Origin of the sequence: Duganella sp. HH101 (genome assembly GCF_001758795.1) — a bacterium.
In the GTDB taxonomy this organism is placed as follows: Bacteria; Pseudomonadota; Gammaproteobacteria; order Burkholderiales; family Burkholderiaceae_D; genus Rugamonas; species Rugamonas rivuli.
Window position 1 is genome coordinate 18,774 of record NZ_LRON01000036.1, and the last position, 25,971, is coordinate 44,744.

18 protein-coding genes are annotated in these 25,971 nt (G+C 65.1%); 7 read left to right on the forward strand and 11 right to left on the reverse strand.

Annotated elements, in window-relative coordinates:
* Nucleotides 1-63 precede the first annotated feature (63 nt).
* From DUGA2_RS30850 to DUGA2_RS30875, 6 genes are all read right to left on the reverse strand, one after another.
* Nucleotides 64-729 (reverse strand): amino acid ABC transporter permease, encoded by a 666-nt coding sequence (locus DUGA2_RS30850; protein ID WP_070273132.1) that lies wholly within the window; start codon nt 727-729, stop codon nt 64-66.
* Nucleotides 730-731: 2 nt separating this feature from the next.
* Entirely contained in the window at nt 732-1,532 is an 801-nt protein-coding gene (locus DUGA2_RS30855) for a transporter substrate-binding domain-containing protein (protein WP_070273133.1), read from the reverse strand.
* Nucleotides 1,533-1,557: 25 nt separating this feature from the next.
* Nucleotides 1,558-1,968, reverse strand: a complete 411-nt coding sequence (locus tag DUGA2_RS30860) for a hypothetical protein (RefSeq protein ID WP_070273134.1) — start codon at nt 1,966-1,968, stop codon at nt 1,558-1,560.
* 46 nt (nt 1,969-2,014) lie between these two features.
* Nucleotides 2,015-2,791 (reverse strand): YcbK family protein, encoded by a 777-nt coding sequence (locus tag DUGA2_RS30865; RefSeq protein WP_373994864.1) that lies wholly within the window; start codon nt 2,789-2,791, stop codon nt 2,015-2,017.
* 103 nt (nt 2,792-2,894) lie between these two features.
* Nucleotides 2,895-3,341, reverse strand: coding sequence for a hypothetical protein (locus tag DUGA2_RS30870; RefSeq protein WP_070273135.1), 447 nt, complete (start codon nt 3,339-3,341; stop codon nt 2,895-2,897).
* A 151-nt stretch (nt 3,342-3,492) separates the two neighbouring features.
* On the reverse strand, nt 3,493-4,317 hold the full coding sequence (locus DUGA2_RS30875) for an EAL domain-containing protein (protein ID WP_070273136.1): 825 nt from the start codon (nt 4,315-4,317) through the stop codon (nt 3,493-3,495).
* Nucleotides 4,318-4,472: 155 nt separating this feature from the next.
* On the opposite strand from DUGA2_RS30875, the gene DUGA2_RS30880 reads away from it, so the two are divergent.
* A complete protein-coding gene (locus DUGA2_RS30880; protein WP_071659005.1) occupies nt 4,473-5,270 on the forward strand; it encodes a class II glutamine amidotransferase in 798 nt (265 codons plus the stop codon).
* Between the two features lie 18 nt (nt 5,271-5,288).
* On the opposite strand, the gene DUGA2_RS30885 is transcribed toward DUGA2_RS30880, so the two are convergent.
* Nucleotides 5,289-5,762: a GNAT family N-acetyltransferase gene (locus DUGA2_RS30885; protein WP_229214816.1), complete on the reverse strand. Its 474-nt coding sequence runs from the start codon at nt 5,760-5,762 to the stop codon at nt 5,289-5,291.
* Between the two features lie 371 nt (nt 5,763-6,133).
* On the opposite strand from DUGA2_RS30885, the gene DUGA2_RS30890 reads away from it, so the two are divergent.
* From DUGA2_RS30890 to DUGA2_RS30900, 3 genes are all read left to right on the forward strand, one after another.
* Nucleotides 6,134-7,156, forward strand: a complete 1,023-nt coding sequence (locus DUGA2_RS30890) for a sulfate ABC transporter substrate-binding protein (protein WP_070273139.1) — start codon at nt 6,134-6,136, stop codon at nt 7,154-7,156.
* A gap of 82 nt (nt 7,157-7,238) precedes the next feature.
* A complete protein-coding gene (locus DUGA2_RS30895) occupies nt 7,239-7,463 on the forward strand; it encodes a molybdopterin-binding protein (protein WP_008449515.1) in 225 nt (74 codons plus the stop codon).
* Nucleotides 7,464-7,783: 320 nt separating this feature from the next.
* Nucleotides 7,784-8,656: a serine hydrolase gene (locus DUGA2_RS30900; protein ID WP_008449516.1), complete on the forward strand. Its 873-nt coding sequence runs from the start codon at nt 7,784-7,786 to the stop codon at nt 8,654-8,656.
* A 150-nt stretch (nt 8,657-8,806) separates the two neighbouring features.
* Here the strand turns inward: DUGA2_RS30900 and recD are convergent, their stop codons facing one another.
* From recD to DUGA2_RS30920, 4 genes are read right to left on the reverse strand one after another with little or no spacing between them, the layout of a single operon-like run.
* Nucleotides 8,807-10,783 carry an exodeoxyribonuclease V subunit alpha gene (gene recD / locus DUGA2_RS30905; RefSeq protein WP_070273140.1) on the reverse strand — a complete coding sequence of 659 codons (1,977 nt, stop codon included), beginning with the start codon at nt 10,781-10,783 and terminating at the stop codon, nt 8,807-8,809.
* Complete coding sequence (recB, locus tag DUGA2_RS30910) at nt 10,773-14,534, reverse strand: exodeoxyribonuclease V subunit beta (RefSeq protein WP_070273141.1); 3,762 nt, start codon at nt 14,532-14,534, stop codon at nt 10,773-10,775. Before recB ends, recD begins: the two co-directional genes overlap by 11 nt.
* Entirely contained in the window at nt 14,531-17,941 is a 3,411-nt protein-coding gene (gene recC, locus DUGA2_RS30915; RefSeq protein ID WP_070273142.1) for an exodeoxyribonuclease V subunit gamma, read from the reverse strand. Before recC ends, recB begins: the two co-directional genes overlap by 4 nt.
* Before the next feature lie 36 nt (nt 17,942-17,977).
* Nucleotides 17,978-21,121 (reverse strand): CHASE domain-containing protein, encoded by a 3,144-nt coding sequence (locus tag DUGA2_RS30920; RefSeq protein WP_070273143.1) that lies wholly within the window; start codon nt 21,119-21,121, stop codon nt 17,978-17,980.
* Nucleotides 21,122-21,315: 194 nt separating this feature from the next.
* On the opposite strand from DUGA2_RS30920, the gene DUGA2_RS30925 reads away from it, so the two are divergent.
* The 3 genes from DUGA2_RS30925 to DUGA2_RS30935 all read left to right on the forward strand — a co-directional run.
* Entirely contained in the window at nt 21,316-22,920 is a 1,605-nt protein-coding gene (locus DUGA2_RS30925; protein ID WP_070273148.1) for a CehA/McbA family metallohydrolase, read from the forward strand.
* A 169-nt stretch (nt 22,921-23,089) separates the two neighbouring features.
* Nucleotides 23,090-24,982 (forward strand): bifunctional diguanylate cyclase/phosphodiesterase, encoded by a 1,893-nt coding sequence (locus tag DUGA2_RS30930; RefSeq protein ID WP_070273144.1) that lies wholly within the window; start codon nt 23,090-23,092, stop codon nt 24,980-24,982.
* A gap of 4 nt (nt 24,983-24,986) precedes the next feature.
* A partial coding sequence (locus tag DUGA2_RS30935) for a HAMP domain-containing protein (protein WP_168167840.1) occupies nt 24,987-25,971 on the forward strand: 985 nt, incomplete at its 3' end.

The following is a 25,971-nucleotide window of genomic DNA, read 5'->3' on the forward strand; positions in this document are numbered from 1 at the left end:
CCCCTTAGCGTAGGTGTTCAGACTAGCATTTAAGGCGCACACTGTCGAGCGCAGCGGGCCGCCTCAGTGGTGCGCGCGGTTCAAGCGTTGTTCCGCGCGCCGTTGCAGCGCTTCGAACAGCAGGCTCAGTATCCAGTAGATGACGGCGGCGGCCAGGTACAGCGGCAGCGGCCGGAAGGTGGTGGCGATCACCTCCTTGGTCGACAACATCAGTTCGGTCATGGTGATGACCGACACCAGCGAGGTATCCTTGATCAGGCTGATCAGCGTATTGCTCATGGCCGGCACCGCGATGCGCAGCGCCTGCGGCAGCACCACGTGGTACAGCGTGGGCCAGTAGCCCAGTCCCAGGCTGTAGCTGGCCGCCCACTGGCCCTTGCTGACCGCGGCGATGGCGCCGCGCAAGCTCTCCGACAGGAAGGCGCCGGAGTTCAGGCTCAGCGCCAGGATGCCGGCCGTGACCGGCGTGAACTCGATGCCGACGCTGGGCAGGCCGTAGTAGATGACGAACATCTGCACCAGCAGCGGCGTGCCGCGCATCAGGCTGACGTACACCGAGGCCGGCCAGCGCAGCGCGCGGTAGGGCAGGATGCGCAGCACCGCCACCGGGAAGCCGATCAGCAGCCCGCCCAGCATCGCCGCTAGCGCGAACAGCACCGTGTAGCCGGCGCCGCGCAGCATCACCGGCGCGGCCTCGCGCATCAGCTCCCACAGCGCCTGGACCTCCATGCTCAAGGCGCCTTGCTGACGTCAGTACCGAACCATTTCAGCGAGATCGCCTTCAGGCTGCCGTCGGCGGCGGCCGCGGCCAGCGCCTGGTTCAGCGCCTGCTTGAATTGCGGATTCCCCTTCTGGAAAGGGATGCCCATGCGCTCGACCGCGCCCACCTGGGCGCCGGCCTTGATCGGCAGCTTGGAATTTTTCAGCAGATAGGCCGACATCAGGCTGTCGTTGAGCGCCGCGTCGACGCGGCCGAACGCCAGGTCGGACATGGTGTCCGGCGCCGCCGCGTAGCTGCGCACCTCGATGCCCGGCACCGCCTTGGCCTGTTGCTCGTAGACGCTGCCCTGCCCCACGCCGAGCTTCTTGCCCTTCAAGTCGTCCAGCGTCTTGTAGACCGCCTTCTCGTCCTTGCGCACGATCAGCTGCGGCATCGAATAGATGTAGGGCGTGGAGAAATCGAAAGCTTGCTCGCGCTTGGGATTGATGCCGACCTGGGAAACGATCACATCGTATTTGCCGGCCGACAGCCCGGCCAGGATGCTGGCCCACTCGCTGCTGACGAACTCCACCTTCACGCCCAGCCTGGCGGCCAGCAGGCGCGCGACATCGACGTCGTAGCCGGCGATCTGGCCATCCTTCTCGCGGTAGTTGAACGGCGGATATGTGCCCTCCAGCGCCACCTTGAGCGTGCCGCGCGCCTTGACCTTGTCCAGCAGATCGGCCGCCGAGGCCGGCAGCGCCGTGGCCGCCATGGCCAGCGCCAGCAGCGCGCCCTGCGCCAGTTTGAAAGAGAATTCGCGTTTGTGCATGGAGTTCCTTATGAAATGGCGGGCGCTACCACGCGCCCATGCGGCGGCGCAGGCCGAAATTGTGGCCCACGACCAGGATGGAGCTGGCGATCAGCCCGCTCAACCCTATCATCAACTGTATCAGCTTATCGTCCGGCAGCACCCACAGCCGGCCCGGCGGCGCCTCGTCCACGCGCGCGGCGGCCATGATCAGCGGCGCCACCCAGGCCGCTTCCGGCGTCACATCGAGGATCAGCGCGCCGTCCTGCGTGGTCTGCAGATAGATTTCGCCGCCCTCGGCCAGCGTGAAGCACACGCCGTAGCCGGTCTCGTGCTTGGCGATATGTTCCTGCAGGCTCAGATTGTGCTCGGCGATCCACAGCTCCACATCGGCCGGGGTTTCGAGGCCGCTCCACGGCACCGGGCGGAAGCGCGGCGGCTCGTTATTGTCTTGCATAGCATTCCTGTTGACTTGGCAAGCCGCTAGTGTAGCCGATACGGGCTCAACCCTTCCAGGTACGCTTCAGGCCGGTATCCGCGTGGATCCAGCCGCCGCGCGGGCCGGCGCGGTAATAGAAGCCGACGCCGCCCTGGCGGAAGCTCTTGACCAGGCCGCCCAAGACTTCGGAATTCAGGTTGGCCAGGCGGATGTCGGCCGCGCGGCCCTCGATGTGCAGCGACTGGCGCGCGGCCGGCACGCCGGCTTCGCGCAGTTTCTGGTTGGAGGCCGGCGTGCGGTAGCCGGACAGGATTTCCAGCGGCGTATCGATGCCGTAGCGCGCCACGAAGGCTTGCGTGCCCCACAGCGTTTCAAACAGCTTGGGATCGATGCGCGCGGTCTCCTTGCCGTTGACGTCGCGCAGCAGATGGCACAGGTCCTGGTAGGCCGACTCGATGATCTCGCCATCGCGCCAGTACAGCAGCTTGGCGCGCTCGCCGCTGGCCGGACGGATCACATCGATGGTGCGCGGCTTGAGCCAGAACTCCAGGTCCAGCGCCTGCGCGTCGAAGATGTCGGGAGGCGGCTCCAGCTCGCCGGAACCGGAAGGCGCCGATTGCGCCGAGGCGCGCGCCATGCTGGCGGCCGGCTTGGCCTGGGCCACCGAGCCTGGCGTGGCGGCGGCAGTGCTTCCCGAACCGGCCGCATGGGCCGCCGGCTTGGACGCCGCGGCCGTGTGTTGAACGGTGGTGCGGGAGGCGCATCCTATCAGCGGCACCGATAACAAACCCGCTCCCGCCAAACCCAAACCCTGCTGTAAAAAATCTCTGCGCGATGCCATAGCCTATCCGTGAAAAACGATATGGACACTATAGCGTATGCAGAGGGAAATGAAAAAGGAAAGGCACCCGTTTTCCTGCAAAAAAACCGGGTGCCGCCCGGCGCTAGCGCATCGCGATGGTCAGCACCTGCTCAGGCACGATACGGCCGTCCGCCAGATTCTGCGGCGGCACCACCATCGTGACCCAGCCTTTGGGGCCGCCTTCGGCCTTCAGGTCGAGCTCCACCTTCAGCTGCTTGTCCAATGCGACAAAGGTGCCGCGGCTGGTGCTGACGATCTTGTGCGGCCGGTCCTGGTCCACATAGGCGAACATATTCATGCCGCGGCCGACGATGGACAGCGTCTGGCCGTTCGACAGCGTGTAGTAGCCGACCAGATCGCGATAATCCTCGGGCCACATTTTGTAGTACGAATCCGGCAGCTCAATGCGCAACTGGTTCGCTTTGACCGGCACGCTGACGGGTTCCTGCCCGCTGTCGATCTGCTGCGCCAGCAAGGCCGGCGAAAAAGCAAGCGACCCCAACACCACTGCCAAGCACATGGTTTTCATGATCAGATCCTCCGTTTGAGAACCTTTATTTAAGCAGCCGCCTCCCAAAATACAAATTCAATCTGGCTATCATCGGTGACGTGGCATCCAAATTTAAAATGATGCAGATTACCGGGCCATGCACCGCGATCGTATCGGTTTTCACGGCGTATCAAGCGGCTACGGCTCTTTGCCCGGTGCCGGGCAAATCGGCGCGCGGCTCGTCCAGCAGATAGCCTTGCACCAGCAGCGGCACGCCCGCCGCCTCGCTCAGCTGACGCAGCGCCGTCAGCGCCTGCGGCGACTCCAGCCGCTTGAACACCACCGCCACGCCGGCCTGCGCGCTGCGCGTCAACAAGGTCTGCAGCGTCTCGCCGTCATGCAGCTCGCGCGCGTCGAGCTTGAACACATCGGGCCGCAAGCGCTCCAGCACGTGCAAGGCTTCGCGCGCGCTCGGCACGTTGACGGCGAAACGGAAACCGTTGCGGCGGTAATTGTCGGACACATAGTTCAACAGCCAGCCCTGCTGCGGCGAGGCCGCCGGCAACTGCAGCACCACGCGCTCCAGCGGCAGCTCCAGCGCATCGAGGATGCGGCGGAAAGCGTGGCCGTGGTTGCTGCTGACCGCGCTCAACAGGCGATCGTGCACATTCAGGTACAAGTCCTGGCCGCCGTCGTCGGCCTGGCGAAAGAAATTAATCGCATGCAGCATGCGGCACAAACGGTCGAGCTCGATGGACTCGTCGTCGCTGGCCGCATGGTCGAGCAGCTTCCACAGCGACAGCCCCTGGTCCTGCGCGGACACGCTGCGCGCCAGGCCCTCGTAGGCCTGCACCTGGCCCGACGCCAGTTCACGGATCGGCTGGAAGGCGCTGCTCATGGTGCAATTGAAGAACCGCCCCTGCGCCTTGCCCTCGTGATCGAGCCAGATGCTGGAAGCGGCGCCGGTCGCGTCGGATAAACGCGCCAGGTATTTTTGCAGGATGGGGAAAGACATGAAACTCCTCGACGGATGCTGGCAATAGCGACAGCGTAGGCCTGCGCGCGTCAAAGCTGAACGAATGCTTTCAGCTATGGATATGCCAAAACATTCGTTCCGCCCGGGGAGTGCTGCCGCTATCGTGGGACATCGCCACTTTATGCCTGAACACCATGTGCCAATTACTCGCCATGAGCAGCAGCAAACCCGCCGCCGTCGACTTCTCCTTTGCCGGCTTCGCGCTGCGCGGCAGCGAACACCGCGACGGCTGGGGCATCGCCCTGCATACGGCCAGCGGCTGCCAGCTCTACACCGATTCGCTGGCCTCGACCCACTCGCCGCTGGCCGCCCAGCTGCGCAGCAATCCGATCAAGGCCAGGAACGTCATCGCCCATATCCGCAAGGCCACGCAGGGCCGCGTCTCGCTGGAGAACAGCCACCCGTTCACGCGCACGCTGTGGGGACAGACCTGGTCGTTCGCGCACAACGGCGACCTCAAACTGTTCGATCCGAATCCCAGCCTGTACTCGCCCTACGGCGACACCGACAGCGAGCGCGCCTTTTGCCACCTGCTGTCCGGCCTGGCGCTGCGCTTCGAAAGCCGGCCGCCGCGCCACCTGCTGTTCGCCGCGCTGGAAACACTGGCCGGCGAGATCGCCGACTACGGCAGCTTCAATTTCATCCTGTCCAACGGCGAGCTGCTGTTCGCCCATTGCAGCACCGACCTGCACGTGGTGGTGCGCGAATACCCGTTCTCGGTGGCGCAGCTCATCGATTGCGACCTCAGCATCGACTTCAGCAAGCACAACCATCTGGACGACCGCATCGCCGTCATCGCCACGCAGCCGCTGACCTCGAACGAGGAATGGACCAGGTTCGCGCCGGGCGAGCTGAAGTTGTTTGTCAACGGGCTGGAGGTCGGAGCGGCGCCGGTGCGGCGCCAGGAATGGGAACTGGAGATCTGCTGCTAGCGTTAAAACGTTAAAGCGTTAAACGGGATTGCAGTTGCAGAAGCGCTTGCGCTTGCTGCCGTCCGGCGCTTCGGCGCCGGCGTCCAGCTGCTTCCAGAAGAACACGGTTTCGACGCCATACGGCGAGCGCACCTTGCCGGCGTCGACGTAGCCGCGTTTGGTGAAGAATTCCTGGCCGGTGGCCGTGCTGTGCAATTGCAGCGCCTTCACGCCCCAGCTGCACGCCTGCTCTTCCATGCGCGCCAGCAGCGCCTTGCCGACGCCCTGGCCGCGCGCCTCCGGCAACAGATAGCACAGGGCCAGCTTGCCGGCGCCGGTCAGCAGCGCGACGCCGACCACCAGGCCCTCGCTGAGCGCGACCAGCGAAAAATTCGTCGGCGAACTGAACCAGTTCGCCACCATCTGCGGCGTTTTATTGCCCAGCCAGGCATCCAGGATGGCGGGATCGTTTTTATGATCCAGATCGCAGCACTCCGTGATCGAGCGGCGCAGCACCATGCATGCCGCATCCGCATCTGTCGAAGCAGCAACGCGAATTTCTAGACTACGGATTTCAAGACTCATGTACGCTCACAAATATTCCCGATAGCAAAAATGAAGCGCTACGCCGTATCGCCGCGCGCCTTCTTCAGTGCCTGAAACCGACTATACACCAAGCAGCAAAAGCCGTTGCGGACACACGCGAACGCCTGATGCAGCCTAGTGGCTGGCCCTGTTTTTGCCCACGAATGTTTTCAAAAATCGTTATGCGGTTTTTAATGAAAACCCCGTGTTACATGCCCTTCTAAGCATATTACGAAAAATTCGTATCTTTTCCGGGCGAAATTTTACACCATGGGCGTCTGTTATTACGAAAGCTCATTATGACCAACAAAAAACCTGCCCGCCGCCTGATTATCTCGTCTTTCCTGGCCGCGTCGGCCGCCATGCTGGGCTTCCCTTTGCAGGCCCACGCCGCGGAAACCGTGCTGCTGAACGCCTCCTATGACGTCGCGCGCGAGCTGTTCAAGGATATCAACCCGGTCTTCGAGGCCGACTGGAAGAAGAGCACCGGCGAAACCGTCAACATCAACCAATCGCACGGCGGCTCGTCCAAGCAAGCCCGCTCGGTGGCGGACGGCATGGAAGCGGCGGTAGTCACGATGAACCAGGCCAACGACATCGACATGCTGGCCGACAAGGGCCTGGTGACGCAGGACTGGGCCAAGAAGTTCCCCAATAACGCCGCGCCCTTCTATTCGACGCTGATCTACCTGGTCCGCAAGGGCAATCCGCAGCACATCAAGGACTGGGCCGACCTGGCCAAGCCTGGCGTCAAGGTCATCGTGCCGAATCCCAAGACGTCCGGCAACGGCCGCTACACCTACCTGGCGGCCTGGGGCTCGGTGCTGAAAAAAGGCGGCACCGAAGCGCAGGCGCGCGACCTTGTCACCCGCATCTTCAAGAACGTGCCGGTGCTGGACGGCGGCGGACGCGGCGCCACCACCACCTTCACCCAGCGCGAGATCGGCGATGTGCTGGTGACGTTCGAGAACGAGGTGAACCTGGTGCGTGCCGAGTTCGGCAACAACTTCGAAGTGGTCTACCCGTCGGCGTCGGTGCTGGCCGAATCGCCGGTGGCGGTGGTCGACAAGGTGGTGGACCGCCGCGGCACCCGCAAGCAGGCGACCGCCTACCTGAACTTCCTGTACACCGAGCAGGCGCAGGACATCATCGCCAAGCACTACTTCCGTCCGCGCTCCGAGGCGGCGTTTAGAAAGTACAACGCCAACTTCCGCCAGATTACGCTGTTCACGGTAGATGACGTCTTCGGCGGCTGGAAATCGGCGCAGAAGAAGCATTTTGACGACGGTGGCGAATTCGACAAGATCTACCAGACCAAATAAGGATATACGTATCGATTCGTTTGCAAACGGCCTGACAGCCCTTAATCTGGACACGTAGTATCAACCAGACAAAGGAAGCACGATGGCCATTTCTGAAATTAACGTACGTAACCAGTTCCGCGGCAAAATCAAGGAAATCATCTTTGGGCCGGTCGTTTCGGAAGTCGATGTGGAAACCCAGCACGGCATCGTCACCTCGGTGATCACCTCGCGCTCCATTCATGACCTGGATTTGAAGGTCGGCAGCGAAGTGATTGCCCTGGTGAAATCCACCGAAGTCTCGATCGCCAAGATCAGCAGCAACTGATCGCCAGCAACCGGACCCAACCGCCCGCCGGCGGACAACCAAGCCCTGAGCCCTCCCGTCTCAGGGCTTTTTTTTTGGGGTCAAGTCTGACATTTGGACACGGTCTCTGCCGTAAGCGCGCTTACGGCAGAGACCGTGTCCAAATGTCAGACTTGACCCCGGATTAAAATAAATGGAATCGTGGAGTTACATTCAATAGACGAGAAACCACTTTAATGTTATCTTCTATCCTCAGGAAATATTGCCGCATAGCTAGATTAGCACTGCGCCGTGTCAGCCTTTGACACCCGATACACTCCTCTCTCCCTAGAATACCTAACATGCTCAAGAAAATTGTCGCTGTATTGCTGAGTTCGTTTACCGTGGCTGCGCTCGCGGTACCGCTCGGCTCGCAGTCGGTGCTGGTCGTCGAAGACGGCACCGGCAAAGTGCTGCTCGAAAAGAATTCCAACGTTCAAGTACCGATCGCCTCGCTGACCAAGCTGATGACCGCGATGGTGGTGCTCGATTCCAAGCCGGACATGGATGCCCCCATCAGCATCGATAAAACCGACGTGGACATGCTCAAGCACAGCACCTCGCGGGTGCCGGTCGGCGCCGAACTGGCCCGCCGCGACGCACTGCAACTTGCATTGATGTCGTCAGACAACCGCGCCGCCGCATCGCTGGCGCGCACCTACCCGGGCGGCCCTGCCGCGTTCAAATTGGCTGTCAACGCCAAGATCAAGGCGCTGGGCCTGACCCAGACCGTGATCGAGGAACCGACCGGTTTGTCGCCTAACAACCGCTCGACCGCGACCGATCTGGTCAAAATGGCAACCGCCGCATCGGCCTATCCGGACATCCGCCGCATCACCACCGACACCAAGGATGTGATCAATATCAAAGGCCGGCAGGTCGAATACCACAACACCAACCGCCTGGTCGGCGCCAAGGGTTGGGACGTCGGCTTGTCCAAAACCGGCTACACCGAAGAGGCCGGCCGCTGCCTGATCATGCGCTTCAAGTCGGCCGGCAAGAACGCCACCCTGGTGCTGCTCAACGCCAAGGCCAACTCGGCTCGCTTGATGGATGCATTCAATATTCGCCGCTTCGTCGCCGGCCCGGATGGGGAACCAAAAGTCATGAAGGCTTCCGTCACCCGCCACAAAAAAGCCGCCAAGCCGGCCAAACGCCACCGCCGCGCCGCCTGATTTCTTCAGCGCCGCGCAGCAACAGCCGGACCCGAGGGTCCGGTTTTTTTACCCCTGCAAACCAGATTCTGGTGTTTTTAAGCCAATTTTTAGCTTGATTTAGCTATGACGATGCCTTGTAAGGGCATCATACAGAGGGAAGCAGGGAGCTTAGTTGCCGAGCAGCGTACGCAGGCCGCTGGCGCGTTGGGTGCGCTGGGCGATGGCGTCGAGCAGCACCTGACCATTCGGCGTCAGTAACGTAAAGTAGTCGCGCGCGCGCGTGATACCGGTATAAATAAGCTCGCGCGCCAGCATGCCGCCGCTGTCCCGCGGCAACACCAGCACCGTGTGCTGGAACTCGGAACCTTGCGATTTATGCACCGTCATGGCAAACGCGGTTTCGACATTTCTTAGCCGTGTAGCAAGAACACTGCGCACTTTATCACCTTCAGAAAAGTACACGCGCAAGGCGCCGGGACGCGCCGGATCGGGCAAAGTCAGGCCGATGTCGCCGTTGAAAACGCCGCTGCCGTAATCGTTGCGCGTCACCATCACCGGCCGGCCGACATACCATTCGCCGCTACGCCGCAGCAAACCGGCCGTCTGCAATCTTTGTTCGATGACATCATTCAATCCGGCAACACCCCACTCGCCTTCGCGCACCGCGCACAAAATCCGGAAGGTCTCGAAGCTGTTCAGCACGGATTTCACCCAAGCAAGATGTACGATCTCATCGTCTTCCGGAGCGCCGGATTTGATCATTTTCAGATAAGCCTGGTAGCCGCCGGCCGCTCCCGAACGGCCCGCCAAGGCCAGTTGCAACAGATCGGAAGGCTGGGCCGGATCTATCCAGAAGACCTTGCCATCAGTTCCATCGCGCAACACCTGTAGCGATGCAGCAGCATTTCCGGCGTTCACGGCCAACGCCAGCGCGCCGATCGGTCCGCCGAAACGACGGCTTTCACGCAGCATCACCGTCTGCTGGGCGATGGGTCCGCCGTTGCCGGCGTAGCTTTCGGGGATCTGCTGGCCAGTGCTCGATTGTACGTATGACAAGGTTTCCGACTCGTAGCCACCCGTCTCGGCGTTGTGGCACAGGTCGCCCAACACGGCGCCCGCCTCCACCGAAGCCAGTTGATCCTTGTCGCCAAGCAAGATGAGCGTGGCCGTGCCCGGCAAGGCCGCCAGCAGCGCGGACATCATTTCCAGGTGAATCATTGACGCCTCATCAACAATCAACACATCGACGTCCAATTGATTGCCGGCGTTGTGCTGGAAGGCGCGGGTGCCAGGACGCGCACCGAGCAGGCTGTGCAGCGTACGCGCCGCGCCCATGCGGGCGGCCAGCTCGTGCAGCGGCAGCGCCGCGCCGACTTTTTCCGCCAGATCGTCAAGCGCCGAATCGATCGATTGCTTGAGTCGGGCCGCCGCCTTGCCGGTCGGAGCGGCCAGCGCCACGCGCAAGCCGGACTGGCGCGCGCCGGCGGTGGCGAACAACAAGGCCAGCAGCCGCGCCACCGTGTAAGTCTTGCCCGTGCCGGGGCCGCCGGTGATGATGCCGAGCTTGCCGCGCATGGCGACCGCGCAGGCGATCTTTTGCCAATCGGTGCCGCCGCCGCGCGCCGCATGCGGGAACAGCACATCGAGCCAGTGCCGCACATCGGCGGTGGTGGCGTCCGCATCGGCGGCGATCACCCCGCCCAGCGCCCGGCCGCGCACGGCTTCGGCGACCAAAGTTTCATCGCGCCAGTAGCGCCGCAGGTAAAGCCGCTCGCCGTCCAGCACCAGCGGCTGCTGGAAATCCAGGTCGCCCACCGGCCAGACCTGGTCGCAGCCCGCCAGCAGAACCCGCCAGGCGGCAGCGTTCTTCGGCCAGACGCCTGCGGCGGCACGCAGCGCGCGCCATTCCTCGCCGGTCCAGCCCAGTTGGCCAGACGGATCGCCGGCCAGCTCGTCCAACATCAAACAGCTGTGGCCGCGCCCTTCAAGTTCGGATAACAGCACGCAAGCCGCCATCAATTGCGGCGAACTTGCGCCAACCGAGGCGATAAAGCGCGCAAACGCACCGCTCAGGCGGCGCAGCTGGCCGTTTTCGGTCAGGGCGTCTACCTGCTCGAACAGGGCTGCGGACGTTTCAATACTCATGCGGTGCCTCTGCTTGCGCTACGCCGGACTCGTCCAGCAACCGGTCCAGCCCGGCCAGCAGCTCGGGATCGGGTTCTATCAGGTAACAACCGCGCGTTTGCGGATTCGCAATACCGCGCAGGAACAGGAAAATCGCGCCGCCCAGATGCTCGGCCGGATCGTATTGCCCGCCCAGGCGGCTTTGCAGCAGGCGGTGCAGCGCCAGCATGTAGATCGCGCCCTGGATGTCGTAACGGTGCTCGGCCATCGCCGCGACCAGCGCCGGCTGGTGATAGGCGGCGTCGCCCGCGCCCAGCGCGTTCGACTTGTAGTCCAGCACCCAGAACCGGCCCTCGTGTTCGAACACCAGATCGGCGAAGCCTTTCAGCATGCCATGCAGCTGGCGCTCCGGCAGCGCCGGCCGCGCCGCGCCGCCCAGCAGGAAGCGGGCGCACAGGCCATCCAGCGCGCCGGTGCTCAGGCGCTCGCTGGGGAACCAGAACTCCATCTCAGGCAGCGGCGCGGCGATGGCGCTCAGCGGTGCTTCCAGATACGGCAAGGCGGTGCCGGCGATCTCGCGCAGCCACGCCAGCGTGTCCTCCAGGCGGTTGCCCCAGCCGGCGCGCTCCACCCGCCGCGTCAGCCGCGATTCGAAGTGCTCGTCGTCGACGACGGCAAAGCCCTCCTGCCCCATCCACTCCAGCTGCTCGTGCAGGAAGTTACCCGGCACCGAGCCACGCGGGAAGCGATGCCACGGCGCGTCTTCCACGCGCGTCGGCAGCGCGAGACTCGGCATTCCGGCGCCTTCCAGCAGGTTTTCCTGCAGGCCGTCACGCGGCACCGGCAAGGCGGGCCCGCCGCTGCCGATGGTGCCGGTCGGTCCGGTGCGCCGCGCCAGCGAGCTGAAACTGCCCACCGACCAATCGCGTTCGAAGCGGCCCGTGTAAAGCTGGGGCTCCAGCAACGGCGGGCGTTGTTCGATGCGGCTCAGGCGCGTGAACTGCTGCATCGCCATGTCCAGCGTCTCGATGCTGATGCCGTCGCAGCCTTTGCAGGCATGCTCCCAGCGCTCCATCATCAGGTCCGACGGCAGCGCTTCGCCGCCGGTCAGCAGATAGCCGAGCGCCGATTCGTGCAGCGTGTTGTCGCCCGCCTTGCGCGCAGCCAGCGCCGTCACACCCAGCCACAGGAAGTGGCGCGCACGCGTCAGCGCCACGTACAGCAGGCGCAGGTCCTCCTGCAGGCGGGCACGCTCGACCAGTTCCATCGCGGTGTCGGTCAGCGCCATGTCGATCTGGCGCACGCCGTCTTCGTCGCTGAACTCGAAGAAGCTGCGGTTGCGCCGCTCCACCTTGCGCGCAGTGACGGCGAACGGCAGATACACCAGCGGATACTCCAGGCCTTTCGATTTGTGGACGGTGACGACCTTCACCAGCTCCGCGTCGCTCTCCAAACGCAGCACGCGCTCGTCGCCCGCGCCCTCGCCGCCTTCGATCTGCTCGGCGAGCCAGCGTATCAAGGCCTGTTCGCCATCGAGTTGCCGGCTGGCCGATTGCAGCAGCTCTGCCAGATGCAGCAGATTGGTCAGGCGCCGCTCGCCGCCCGGTTGCTGCAACAAAGCCGCCGGCAGTTTCAGCTCGTGGATGAAGCGGCGCAGCATGGCCAGCACGCCCTGCCGCTGCCACACGATATGCAGCGCCTTCAACTGCTCGACGCGCGCCTCCCACGCCAGTTCGTCCGACGACAGCAACGCCAGTTCCGCCAGCGGCAGGCCGGTGGTGCGGGTGGCGAAGGCGGCGCGCGCCAGCGCACCGTCCAGCGGGCTGGCGACGGCCGACAGCCAGCGCAGCACGTCGGCCGCTTCCTCGCTGTCGGTGACGGAGTCCTTGTCCGACAAATACACGCTGGCCACCTGGCGCCGTTGCAACGCGCGCCGGATGGCCGCGGCCTCCTTGCGGTCGCGCACCAGCACGGCGATGTCGGCCGGTTGCAGGCGCTCGAAACCTTTCGGGCCGTCGAAGCCCGCGCGCTCGTCGTTGAGCTGCGCGACGATATGCTCGGCGCAGTGCCAGGCGAAGAATTCGCGGTAGCTGTCCGCCTTCAGATCCTGCGCGGCGCTGCATGCGATGACCAGCGCCGGCACGTCGCCCGCCGCGTTGACCATGCGCTCATTGCGCCCCTTGGCGCCGACCGCTTCGAACGGCAGCGGGTTCTCACGCGTGCCGGGATCGCGGAAGCGGAAGGCGCCGCGTCCGAAGCCACCTTGCGCGGGCTGGCCCTCGGCGTACATGAACAGGTGATTGACGGCGTCCACCACCGGCCTGGTCGAGCGATAGTTGGTGCCCAGCTGGTAGTGGCGGCCGGTGGTGGCCTTGCGCGCCGACAGGTAGCTGTGGATGTCGGCGCCACGGAAGCCGTAGATCGACTGTTTGGGATCGCCGATCAGGAACAAGCCGGTCTCGGGATCGTTGTCCGCCACGCGATACAGCAGGTTGAAGATCTGGTACTGGTTGGGCGCCGTGTCCTGGAACTCGTCGACCATCGCCACCGGATACTGGTCGGTGATGCGCTTGCGCAGCGCGGCGGCGTTCTCGCCTTGCAGCGCCGCGTTCAGGCGGTCCAGCATGTCGGCGAAGCCGAACTGGCGGCTGCGCTTTTTCAGCTCGTCCATGCGGTTGGCGACGGCGCCGGCCGCGTGGCGGTACAGCGCGTGCGACAGGGGTTCGATATCCTCCAGCGCTCTCTTGAGCGGCTCGATGGCGTCGAAATCGTCGGGGATGTTGGCGGTGTAGCCTTTCGAGAACGCGTCTTCGAGGCCGTAAGGCGTCAGGCGCTTCCAGGCGGTGTCCGAGATATCGGGCATGACCATGCTGGCGTCTTGCGCCCAGTCGCGCAGGCCGTTGAACCATGCGACCAGCGAGTCGGCGCGCATCTTGTTGCCGTTGAAGCACTTGGGCGAGAGCACGCGCTCGGTGGCGATCCATTGTTCCATGCGGTTGGCGCGATCCACCCAGCCGGCCTTCAGGCCCGCAAGCTGCACCTGCTGTTCGCGCTGGACGGCGGCAATCAATTCCGCCAGAGATCCGGCGCCGGGCGCGCTGCGGTCGCCGATGATGTCGGCGCGTTTGACCAGCTCCCGTATGGACTTCTTCAACGCGCCCACATCGCCCCAGCACGACAACAGCGCGTCCAGCGACACGGCGTTGAGCGGATAGACCTGCTGGCGCCAGTAGTCGTGCGCGGCATCCTCGAACAGGGCTTGCTCGTCGCTGACCAGCTCCTCGTCAAACAAGCTGCCGCTGTCGAACGCGTGCTCGCGCAGCATGCGCTGACACCAGGCGTCGATGGTGAAGATCGCCGCTTCGTCCATCGTCTCCGCCGCCAGCATCAGGCGATGCGCGGCCTGCTGCTGCTCGCTATGGCCAGGGTAGGATTCGAGAATGGCGTCCAGATAATCGTCGCGCTGCACGCCGCTGCCAGCGCCCAGCCCCATCGCCGAATAGCCGCGGAAGTAAGCCGCCGCCTCCACCAGCCGCTCGCGCACACGATTCGACAGCTCGCGCGTGGCGGCGCGGGTGAAGGTCATCACCAGGATATCGGCCGGCAGCAAGGGGCGGCGGTAGGCATTATCGCCGCCGTGGCCCAGCACCAGCCGCACGTACAGCGCGGCGATGGTCCAGGTCTTGCCGGTGCCGGCGCTGGCCTCGATCAGGCGCGAACCGTGCAGCGGAAAGCTCAGCGGATCGAGCGAATTGGCGGCGTTCATGGTCATGCTGCGTCCTCGCCGTTGATGACGTCTATCGTGATGTAGTGTTCCAGCCAGTCCGCCAGCGGGCCATACAGCGCCTGCGACACATCGGCAAAATCCGGCTCGGCGCTGAGCGCCGCAAAGTCCGGCCACAGGCGGGCCAGGCACAGATCGTCGTTTTCGCCGGAGACTTCAAAGCCACCGTCGTACACGGCGCGCGGATCGCCGCCCTGCGCCAGCGCCAGCGCGGTCTTGCAGGCTGTCGGCAGCGGGCGGTTCATGCCGTCGCGCCACAGGCAGACCAGTTCGCGCAAGGCTTCCTGCGCCTCCACCTGCGCCAGCGGTTTCATGCTGACGATGGCGTCGCGCGCCACCAGGAAGCCGGCGACCGGCATGCCCGCCGCCGCCACCGCCAGCTGGCGCAGCCACATGGCGATCAATTTGTCGCCGCGCGGCTTGCCCTGCTTGTCCGTCACCTTGGACGACATCTGCGCCAGCCACACAGTCTCGCTGCCGTTGCTGCGCAACTGGTCGATCCAGTCGTCGATCTGCACGCCGGCCAGTTGGAGATTCAGCGGCACCTTGGGCGCCGGCAGCTGGTAGCGTTCGCGCAGCGTCAGCCAGGCGCAACGCACCGGCACCAACGCCTGCACCAGTTGATGCTGGTACTGCTGGCCGATCAAGCCTATCGGCAGCACGCCTTCGCGCGCAAGGCGTTCGGCGCGTTCGGTCATCTTGTCGTAGACCTGGTGGAGTTCTTCCGCTTCGGCGCCGTCGTCCAGCATCGTGTCCTCCAGCAGATAGCGCTCCAGCGCGTTCAGCGAGAACGGTTCCTCATCCTCGCCCACCAGCGCGGCGTCGCCGAACATCACGCCCAGGCGCTGCCGGAAGAAGAAGCGCACCGGCTGGCGCAGGAAGTTGTTCAGGCTGATGAGCTTGAGGCGGAATTTGTCGTCGATGTCGAACGGCGGCAGTTCGGCGGCTGCGGCATCGCCGGCTTCCTCGCCATGCGCCTCGCGCCATTCGCGCGCATAGGTCTGCAGGCCGCCGTCCTCGAAGTAGCGGCGGCTGAATGGCTGCAAGGCGTGCTCCGTGGTGCGTGCATGCGGATCCAGTTGCCAGCCATTGACCAGGTAATCGCGCAGCTGCGACACCAGCACCGACGGCGGCTGTTCGCTGTTGTCGCGCACATTGCGTCCGACCCAGCTGATATACAGTTTGTCGCGCGCGGCTAGCAGCGCTTCCAGCATCAGATAGCGGTCGTCGTCGCGGCGCGAACGGTCGCCGGGACGCGCCATGCCCGGCTGCGCCAGCAGGTCGAAGTCGGCCTTGGGTGCGCGGCGCGGGAAGTCGCCGTCGTTCATGCCCAGCAGGCAGACCACGCGGAACGGCACCGCGCGCATCGGCATCAGCGTGCAGAAGGTCACGCCGCCGGAGACGAATTGGTGGTTCAGCGTCGGCTCGTCCAGGAGGCCGAGCCAGGCTTCGCGCAGCACCGCCAGCGGCACCGCTTCGTCGTACTGCGCGCCTTCGCAGGTTTCCAGCCAGTTGTTGAGCGCATCGTCCAGCTGCGCCAAGGTCAGGCGGTCGCCCTCCTCGCCCGCCTTGAAGAAGGCCGCCAGCAGCGCGCGCGCCTGCACGCCCCACTCGGCCGGCGAGCGCGATTGCGCCAGCACTTCGCGCCAGTGCAGCAGCGCTTCGACCATCTGCGCCAGCGATCCCGCCAGCGCAGCATCCAGTCCGCCTACCTCGCCATACGCCTCGATGCCGGCGAAGGCCGCATCTTCGCCGCTGGCGTAGCCCAGCAACATGCGGCGCACGCCGAACAGCCAGGAATTCTGCTCGCCCGCAGCGCCGAGACCGAGGCCGGCGCGGTGTTCGGTGTCCAGGCCCCAGCGCACGCCGGCGCCTTCGATCCACAGGCCCAGCGTCGGCAGGTCATCCTCGCCCAGGCCGAAACGCGCGGCCAGCGCCGGCACGTCGAGCAGGTCGCGCACCTCGCTCTGGCGGCAGCGCTGCTGCGGCAATCGCAGCAGCCACTCCAGCGCCACCAGCAGCGGATTGACGCTGCGGTCGTTGACGTCGCCGATTTCAAATGGAATGTAACGCGGGTCGCTGCGGCGGTGCTGCGCGAACACCGCGTGGATGGCGGCCGTGAAGGTGTCGATGTCCGGCACCATCACCACCACGTCGCGCGGACGCAGGCCGCTGCCGTCGGCGAACATCGCCAGCAGCTGGTCGTGCAGCACTTCCACCTCGCGCTGCACGCTGTGGGTGATGTGGAATTCGATGGAGCGGTCGTCGTCCGGCGGCGGTATGTGCGGATGCTCGGACAACGGCAGCAGGTCGCGGACGGCGGCCTGCACCTGCGACAGCAGCGTGTCGCCCTCGCCGTCGCTGAACAGATCGATGCGCAGCGGCGCCATGTCCTCGCCGTCGCTGGCGGCGGCTGCGGCGGCCGAGGCCTCGTCGAATTCGTCCAGCATGCGGATGAAGTCGCGGCCCTGCCGCCCCCAGCTGGCCAGCAGCGGATGGCTGTGCGCATGCAGTTCCTCCAGCGGTATCGCGCCCAGATCCTGGCCGTTGCGCAGCTGCTGGCGGCGGTGCGCGGAGCGCAGCAGGTCGCGGCCTTCGATGATGTCGCCCCAGTAGAACTGGCAGGGATTGGGCACGGCCAGCAGCACCTGCGTGTAGCGCGCCAGCGATGCCAGCGCCTGCAGGCTTTGATACGGTAGCGCGGAAACGCCGAAGATGACGATGCGGCGCGGCAGCCGGCCCAGCGGCTGCTCGCCGGCGGCGCAGACGCGCACGAATTCTGTGTGCACGGTGGCGCGGCCCAGCTCCCGCTCGTGCGGTTCGACGTCGGCAATCACCGCGCGCCACAACTGGCCTTGCCAGCGCTGGTCTTCCGGCAGCGGCTGCACTTCGTTGCGGGCGTTGCGCATTTGATCGCGGCCTTGCGCCCAATCGTCCAGCCAGTCGGCGCGGTACACCTGGTATTGATCGAACAAGTCGGCCAGGCGTTCGGCCAGTTGCAGCCGGCGTTCGGCCTCGCCGTCGGCCAGGAAGTGACGCAGCGGCGTGAAGACGGGATCGGCCAGCAAGGTAGGCAGCAGGCGCATCAGACGCCAGGTCAACGGCCCCTTGTCGAAGGCAGAGCGCACCGGCACCCGGTCGCGCCCCAGCATGCCGCGGTAGGTCTCCCACAAAAAACGCGCCGGCAGCGCCACGCGGGTGGCGGCGCAGACCCGCATCTCCTCGGCCAGCGCGATCTTCAGCCATTCGGCCACGCCGTTCGACTGCACCAGCACGGTTTCCGATTCGAGCGCGCCCAGCGGATGATTGCGCAGCCATTGGAACACCGCCGCGCGCAGCTGCTCCATTTGATTACCGTGCAGGATCAACAGGCCGGGGGTGATGCTCGAATGCATAGGGCTCTTCGTGGGATGGAAGCCCGTATTATCGCTCTAGCCGGGATCGTAGGCCAGCAGTTCCTGCTCCATACGCTCGTTCAGCACCGCCAGCATGGCGTGCATCCGCTCGACCAGCTGGCGCGCGTTGACGCAATCGGCGTCATGGCGCACCTTTTCCAGCGCCAGGCACAGGTTCCCGAAGCGCATCGCACCCACCGCGCGCGCCGAGGACTTGATGCGGTGGCCCAGTTCGGACAGCTGGACCAGATCCTCCCGCGCCAGCGCGGCGTCGACCTCCCGCAGTCCTTCGCGGGCCGACTCCAGGAACAGCAGCGCGTACTTGCGCATCTTGTCGGCCTTGCCGCCAAAGGTCTGGGCCAGCGCGGCGACGTCGAGCAGCTCCGCTTCTTCCTGCTCCGCCGGCGCCGCAGGCGTTGCGGGCGGTGCCGGTTCGATGCGCGCGGCCAGCGGCGGCAGGCCCGACGCCATCGCCTGCATCTGCGGCTGCAGCGGCGCGGTGACGGCGGCGCCATCGGCCATGGTGAAGTACGACGGCGGCGGCGGCGCCAGCGGCCGCGCCAGGCCGGCGGCGCGCGCCCTCTGGCTCATCCACTTGGACAGCATGTTGAACAGCAGCTTGGGCGCGATCGGCTTGGTGACAAATTCGTCCATGCCCGCGCTCAGGCAGCGCTCCTGGTCGTCGCGCCCGGCGTTGGCCGTCATCGCGATGATCAGCGTGGCCGACAGCTTCGGATGGGCGCGGATCAGGCGCGTGGTTTCGTAGCCGTCCATCACCGGCATTTGCACGTCCATCAGCACGCAATCGAAGCGCTCCTTCAGCAGCAGGTCGATCGCCTCCTTGCCGTTGTTGGCCACGCAGACGGTGGCGCCGGCGTCCTCCAGCAGCTCCTGGCCCACCTGCTGGCTGAAGATATTGTCCTCGACCAGCAGGATGGAGGCGCCGCGTATGCTGTCCAGCACATCCGGCTGCACCGAATCGTCGCTGGGCTGCAGCATGCTGACGCCCTTGTCCAGCCGCGCCGTGAACCAGAAGATGCTGCCGGTGCCGGGCTGGCTGTCGACGCCGACGCCGCCGCCCATCAGCTCCGCCAGCTGCTTGCTGATGACCAGCCCCAGGCCCGTGCCGCCGTAGCGGCGCGTGGTCGAGGTATCGGCCTGGTGGAAGGACTGGAAAAGCTGCTCCAGCTGGTCCGCCGACATGCCGATGCCATGGTCCTCCACCTCGAAGCGCACCAGGATACGGCCGTCGCGCTCCTCCAGCGGCCGCGCGCGCACATACACCTTGCCGTTCTCCGAGAACTTGATGGCGTTGCTGGTGAAGTTGAGCAGCACCTGCTCCAGCCGCAGCGGATCGCCGCGCAGTTGCTGCGACAGGCCCGGCCAGATTTCATACACCAGCTCCAGCCCCTTGGCCGCCGCACTCTCGCCCAATTGGCTGGACATATTCGACAGCAGCGCATCGAGCGAGAAGTCCAATACCTCCAGGTCCATCTTGCCCGCTTCGATCTTGGAGAAATCCAGGATGTCGTTGATGATGCCCAGCAGGTGCTGGCCCGAGTGGTAGATCTTCTGCAGATAATCGCGCTGCTTCGGATGCGTGACCGATTTCAGCGCCAGGTGGGCCATGCCGATGATACTGTTCATCGGCGTGCGGATCTCGTGGCTCATGTTCGACAGGAAGTCGCTCTTGGCCTGGTTGGCGGCGTCGGCTTCTTCCTTCAGCTGATGCAGCTCGGTGACGTCGGTCGACAGGCCGATGACGGCCGTGACGGCGCGGTCTATCTCCACCGGCACCTTGACGGTCCACAGGTGCTGCACCACGCCGTCGCGGCCCACATACCGGGTCTCGCCGGAGCGCTTGACGTTGTCGGCGAATACCGGCCGCTCCTGCGCCCACGCGGCGTCGGCGACGGCGGTCGGCATCAGCTCGCGATCGAGCTTGCCGACGATATCCTCCACCGGCAATCCCATCGAGTCGGCCATCTTGGCGTTGACGTAGATGTAGCGGCGCCTCTGGTCCTTCATGTAGACGTGGGCGTCGACGTTGTTGAGCACCGTGTCGAGCAGCACGCCCTGCTTGAGAGCGCGCCGGCGCGAGGAGTACAGCACGAAGAAGTAACCGTACAACAGCATGGTGCCGGCAAAGCCGGTCAAGCCCGCGATCCATGGGAAATACAGGTCGAAGCCGGTCAGCAGTTCGGACTTGCGGACCTGGAACTGCGCCTTCCACAGGCTGCCGTTGAAATCGATAGGCAGCACCGACTCGAAATACTCGGCGCGCCGGGACGCCGGGATGGCCTCGGCCTTCATCGTGCCGTTATCGTTGAACAGCAGGCGGTCGTTATGCTCGATCACCAGGCGGCGCTGTTCGACGTCCTTGCTGCCGTCGGCGTACAGCATCAGGTGCACCTGGCGCACCGTCATCTCGTCGATGGCGCCCTGCACCAGCTTGGGCACGCTGAAGCCTATGCCCACCGATCCCAGATAGGCGGCGCGGCGCCCCGCCACGTCGGCCACCGGCATGCCGCGCCGGTAGACCGGCAGGCGGATGCCCAGGCCGATGTGCGGCGTCGGCCGCTGGATCACGATGGGCTGGCCGGACGCGCTGACCTGGCCGCTGTCGCGCGAGGCCGCCACCAGCTTGTCGATGGCCGGATTGACGACCACGTCGACGCCCATCTTTTCGTCCACCATCGACGCCGGCTCCAGATACGTCAGCACCGCGTAGTGCGGGCGCCGGCCCGGCGGCTTGATGTCGAAGTTCGGATACCCCTGCGGCGACATGCTGCGGTCGGCGCGCACGCGGGCGACGAAGGCGTCGCGCTGCTCGTCCGTCACCAGCGGCGCCCACGTCACCGCCTCGATGGCCGGGAAGTGGCGCGGAATCTCCAGGCTGGCCACGTACTGGTGAAACTGCAGGCGTGTCAAATCATCGCTGGTCTGGAACAGCGCCACCAGGCCGCGCGTCAGATCGGAATACGATTTGATGCGGGCCGAAATGCCGTATTGCGTGCTGCGCGCCAGGTTCTCGAAACGCTGGCTGGCGTCGTCGTCGACCGTCTTGGCGGCGGCGCCATACAGGGCCGCGCCGACGGCCAGCGCCAACGCGCCGCCCGCCAGCCAGAACAGCAGGCGGGGACTGCGGACCGCTTGCGTCGCATTACCCGTTTTGAGCATTCGCCATCACTTTAGGTCGATATATTTGCGGAAAAATTTGCATCACAGCAGCATACTATTAATGCCGCCCCGGAACCAGTGAAACAATTGGAGAGATTTCGCAACGATACGGCGCGAAATTCAAGGGAACCATATACAGCAAGGCGCGCTCTAAATGATGAGACCGGAAACTGCCGGCGTTGCCGGAGGCCATCATGCGCGCAGTATCTATCATAACGGTATTTGCCGTCAGCATCATCTGCATGCCGGATAGCGGTTATGCGACGACTGTTGACCATCACGAATTCGAGGCCTGGCTGGAGGCGCCCTTCCACGCCGGCGCCGGCGGCACGCGCACGCTGACGCTGCACTTTTCCACACCCGATGCGCGGCCGGGCGGGACGCTGCGCTGGCGCCTGGACTTGCTCGCGCCAGGCGGACGCGTGCTGCGCACCTGGCGCCGGACCCAGCCGCAAGAAGCACCGGAGCGTGACGTGGCGATACGCTGGCGCGCGGCGCCGGCGCTGCGCCACGGCATCTACCGGCTGCGGCTGCGCGCCCGCGCCGGCGGCGGTCCGGCCGTCGAGCAGGACTGGAGCGTGGCGGTCGGCGCCCTCCCGGCGGCCCCGGCCGCATCGCTGCGCGCGGCGGACCCGGCGGAGGCCTGGCCCTACACCGTCTACCTGGGCAATCTGCACAGCCAGACCAATCACAGCGACGGCGGCGGCGCGCTAGCCCATTGCACCGGCGCGCAGGCGCCGCAGAGCGCGGCGCCGGGGCCGGCCGATGCCTATGCCTACGCCCGGCAACACGGCCTGGACTTCCTGATGACATCCGAGCACAACCACATGTACGACGGCTCGGACGGCACCAACCGCGAGGCCGATCCGGCCGCCGCCACGGCCTTGTACCGCAGCGGCCTGCAGGCGGCGGCAGAATGGAACCGCGACCATCCCGGCTTGCTCGCCATCTACGGCCAGGAATGGGGCGTCATCAGCCACGGCGGCCACCTCAACATCCTCAACAGCGGCGAACTGCTGGGTTGGGAGCGCAACGCCCGGGGCGAACTGCTGGCCGATACGGAAACTCCCAGGAACGACTACGCCGCGCTGTACCGGCTGATGCGTGAACGGGGCTGGGTCGGCCAGTTCAACCATCCGCAGGGCGATCAGTTCGCCATCGGCGGCAAGCCGCTGGCCTGGAATGCGGACGGCGACCAGGCCATGCTGCTGTGCGAAGTCATGAACAGCAACGCCTTTTCGGTCCGCACCGACGAGGCCGAACCGCGCTTGAGCACTTACGAAGCCGCCTGCAACCAGCTGCTGGAGGCGGGCTACCACCTGGCCTTCAGCAGCGCCCAGGACAACCATTGCGCCAACTGGGGCGCCTCCTACAGCAACCGCACCGGCGTGCTGGTCGAGCGTGGCACGGCGCTGGACGTCGACAGCCTGCTGGCCGCGCTGCGCGCCCGTCGCGTATTCGCCACGATGGATAAAAATTCCCGTCTCATCCTCACCGCCAACGGCCACATGATGGGCGAACGCTTCGTCAATCACGGCAAGCTGACGCTGCGGGCCAGCTACCTCAGCCAGGGCGGCCGCCGCGCCGCCGCCGTCACCGTCTTCCACGGCGTGCCCGGGCGGAACGGCGCCGTCGCCGCCGTCGGCGGCAAGGCCCGCACCGTCCTCACCCCCGCCGCCGGCGAGCATTTCTACTACGCCCGCGTGACCCAGGACGATGGAAAAATGCTGTGGAGCGCGCCGATTTGGGTCAGCCAGCAGCCGCGCAATCGTGCGCTGCGGAACGTTGAACTCCGATAATCTTATTGCTCGTAAAAAATATTCTACATAACGATTGTCAGATTGATAAAATAGGGGTTTCATCATCTTGTAGTCGAGTGCAATTTTGCTTGACTCCCGGATATTCCAGAGTATCTTTTACCTTCCAGACACAGTGCGACCGTCCGATACCTTAACTGATCAGCCAGCCGTGCCTATCCCAAAAGTCCTCCTCGTCAACGACGATCCAGCCAGCTTGTATGCGCTGGAGAGCCTGCTGTCGGAAGCGGCCGACCAGCATATATATGAGCTGATCACGGCCGGTTCCGGCAAGGAAGCGCTGCGCCAGGTGCTGCTGCACGAATTCGCCGTCATCCTGCTCGACGTCAGCATGCCCGGCATGGACGGTTTTGAGACGGCAGAAGCCATCCACTCCCATCCGCGTTCGGCGGGCGTGCCCATCATCTTCATCACCGCGCACTACGCGGACGAGATCAACCGCCTCAAGGCCTACCAGAAAGGCGCGGCGGACTACCTGTTCACGCCGGTGATCCCGCAGATCCTGCAGGCCAAGGTGGCGGTGTTCGTCGAGATGACGAAGAAGAATATCCTGCTGCGCAAAAAAAGCGAGCAGCTGGCCCGCCTGAACCAGGACTTGCGCGTGCAGCGCCTGCAGGACCTGGAGCGCATCAACGGCGAGCTGGAACAGGAAATCAAGGACCGCAAACAGGCCGAGTTGCGCGCCCACGAGCTCTCCACCCGCGACGCGCTGACCAACCTGGTCAACCGCCGCGCGCTGATCCAGCAGCTGGAGCACGCGGTGGCCACCTCGGACCGCAGCGGCGCCGGCTTCGCGCTGCTGTTCCTCGATCTCGACAAGTTCAAGCAGATCAACGACAACTACGGGCACGAGGCCGGCGACGAGCTGCTGCGCCAGGTGTCGGCGCGGCTGACGGCGGCGGTGCGCGTGGCCGACGTGGTGGCGCGGCTGGGCGGCGATGAATTCGTGGTGCTGATCGAAGGCCGGGCGGCGGCGGCCAACGCCGCGCGCGTGGCGCGCAAGATCGAACTGGCCTGCGCCCTGCCCTTCGACATCGGCAGCCATCGCCTGAAGACGGCGGCCAGCATCGGCATCGCCATCTATCCGCAGGACGGCAACAACGCCCAGGCGCTGATGAAGAACGCCGACACCGCCATGTACCACGCCAAGCAGAACGACGCCGGGCCGGTGCAGTTCTTCCACGAAGAGCTCAACGTGCGCGAGCGCGAACGCGAGCAATGGACGCTGGAGCTGCGCAAGGCGCTCGCTTCGGGCCAGCTGGAGCTGCGCTACCAGCCGCAGGTCGATATCGCCAGCGGCCGCACGACCGGCGCCGAGGCGCAGCTGTACTGGCACCATCCGGCCAAAGGCATGCTGGATGCGTCCGCGTTCCTGCCGCATGTGCAGGAACGCGGACTGCTGGACCGCATCGACGCCTGGGTGATCGCGCAAGCCTGCGCCCAGGCCACCCTGTGGCAACGGGTGGCGGCGTCCGGCGCCGGCGCGCGCCTCGGCACGCCGCTGTGCATCTGGATCAACCTGGCGACGCCGCAGCTCACCGCCGACCTGCTGCAAACGCTGCTGCCGGCGATCCGCAAGCAGCACCTGGCGCCGGGCAGCATCGGCGTGGAGCTGAACGAAAAACTGCTGCTGGGCGCGACCGAGCCGCTGGCCCAGCTGCTGCAGCAATTGCAAAGCGGCGGCGTGCTCGCCGCGCTGGACGATTTCGGCAGCGCGCGTTCCTCGCTGGCCGCCTGCAAGCGCTGGCAGCTCGACGTGCTGAAGATAGACCGCAGCTTCATCCAGTCGATCGGCAACGACGAAGGCGGCAGCGACATCGTCGCCGCCGTCATCCACCTGGCGCGCGCCCTGTCCATGAGGGTCGTGGCGCTGGGCGTAGACTGTCGCGAGCAGCTCGACGCACTGCGCGCGCTGGGCTGCGACAGCTGCCAGGGCGAGCTGTTTTTCGCGCCGCTGCCCGCCGCCGATCTGCTCGAACACGCCGGCGCCCGGCAGGCATCACCCACCACCGAACCCCATTCCCTCCTAAATAACGAGGACTAAGCCGATGAATGACATGACCGACATGGGCGAGCAGATCGACGCCAAAAGACTGCTCGCTACGCTGATGGCACTGAAAAAAGGCGACTTCACCGCCCGCATGCCGTCCGACTGGACCGGCATGGCGGGCAAGATCGCCGACACGCTGAACGACATCATCGAGACCAAGGAAAAAATGGTGCAGGTGGTGACGGACGTGAGCCGCGTGGTGGGCCGCGAAGGCCGGCTGACGCAGCGCGCCCAGGTACCGAATATGTCCGGCGGCTGGGCCACCATCGTCAGCGCCGTCAATGCGCTGATCGACGACCTGGTGCGGCCGACCACCGAGATGGCCCGCGTGATCGGCGCCGTGGCGAAAGGCGACCTGTCGCAGACCATGGCGCTGGAGGTGGACGGCGTGCCGCTGAAAGGCCAGTACCTGCGGGCGGCGACCACCGCCAACACCATGGTGGAACAGCTGTCGTCGTTCTCCTCCGAGGTGACGCGGGTGGCGCGCGAGGTGGGTACCGAGGGCAAGCTGGGGGGCCAGGCGCAGGTGAAAGGCGTGGCCGGCACCTGGAAGGACTTGACCGACTCGGTGAACTCGATGGCGGGTAACTTGACGTCCCAGGTGCGCAACATCGCCGAGGTGACGACGGCGGTGGCGAACGGCGACTTGTCCAAGAAGATCACGGTGGACGTGAAGGGCGAGATTCTCGAACTGAAAAACACCATCAACGTGATGGTGGACCAATTGTCTTCCTTCGCATCCGAGGTGACGCGGGTGGCGCGCGAGGTGGGTACCGAGGGCAAGCTGGGCGGACAGGCGTATGTGCCGGGCGTCGGCGGCACCTGGAAGGACTTGACCGATAACGTGAACTTCATGGCCTCCAACTTGACAGGCCAGGTGCGTAACATCGCGGCGGTGACGACGGCGGTGGCGAACGGCGACTTGTCCAAGAAGATCACGGTGGACGTGAAGGGCGAGATTCTCGAACTGAAAAACACCATCA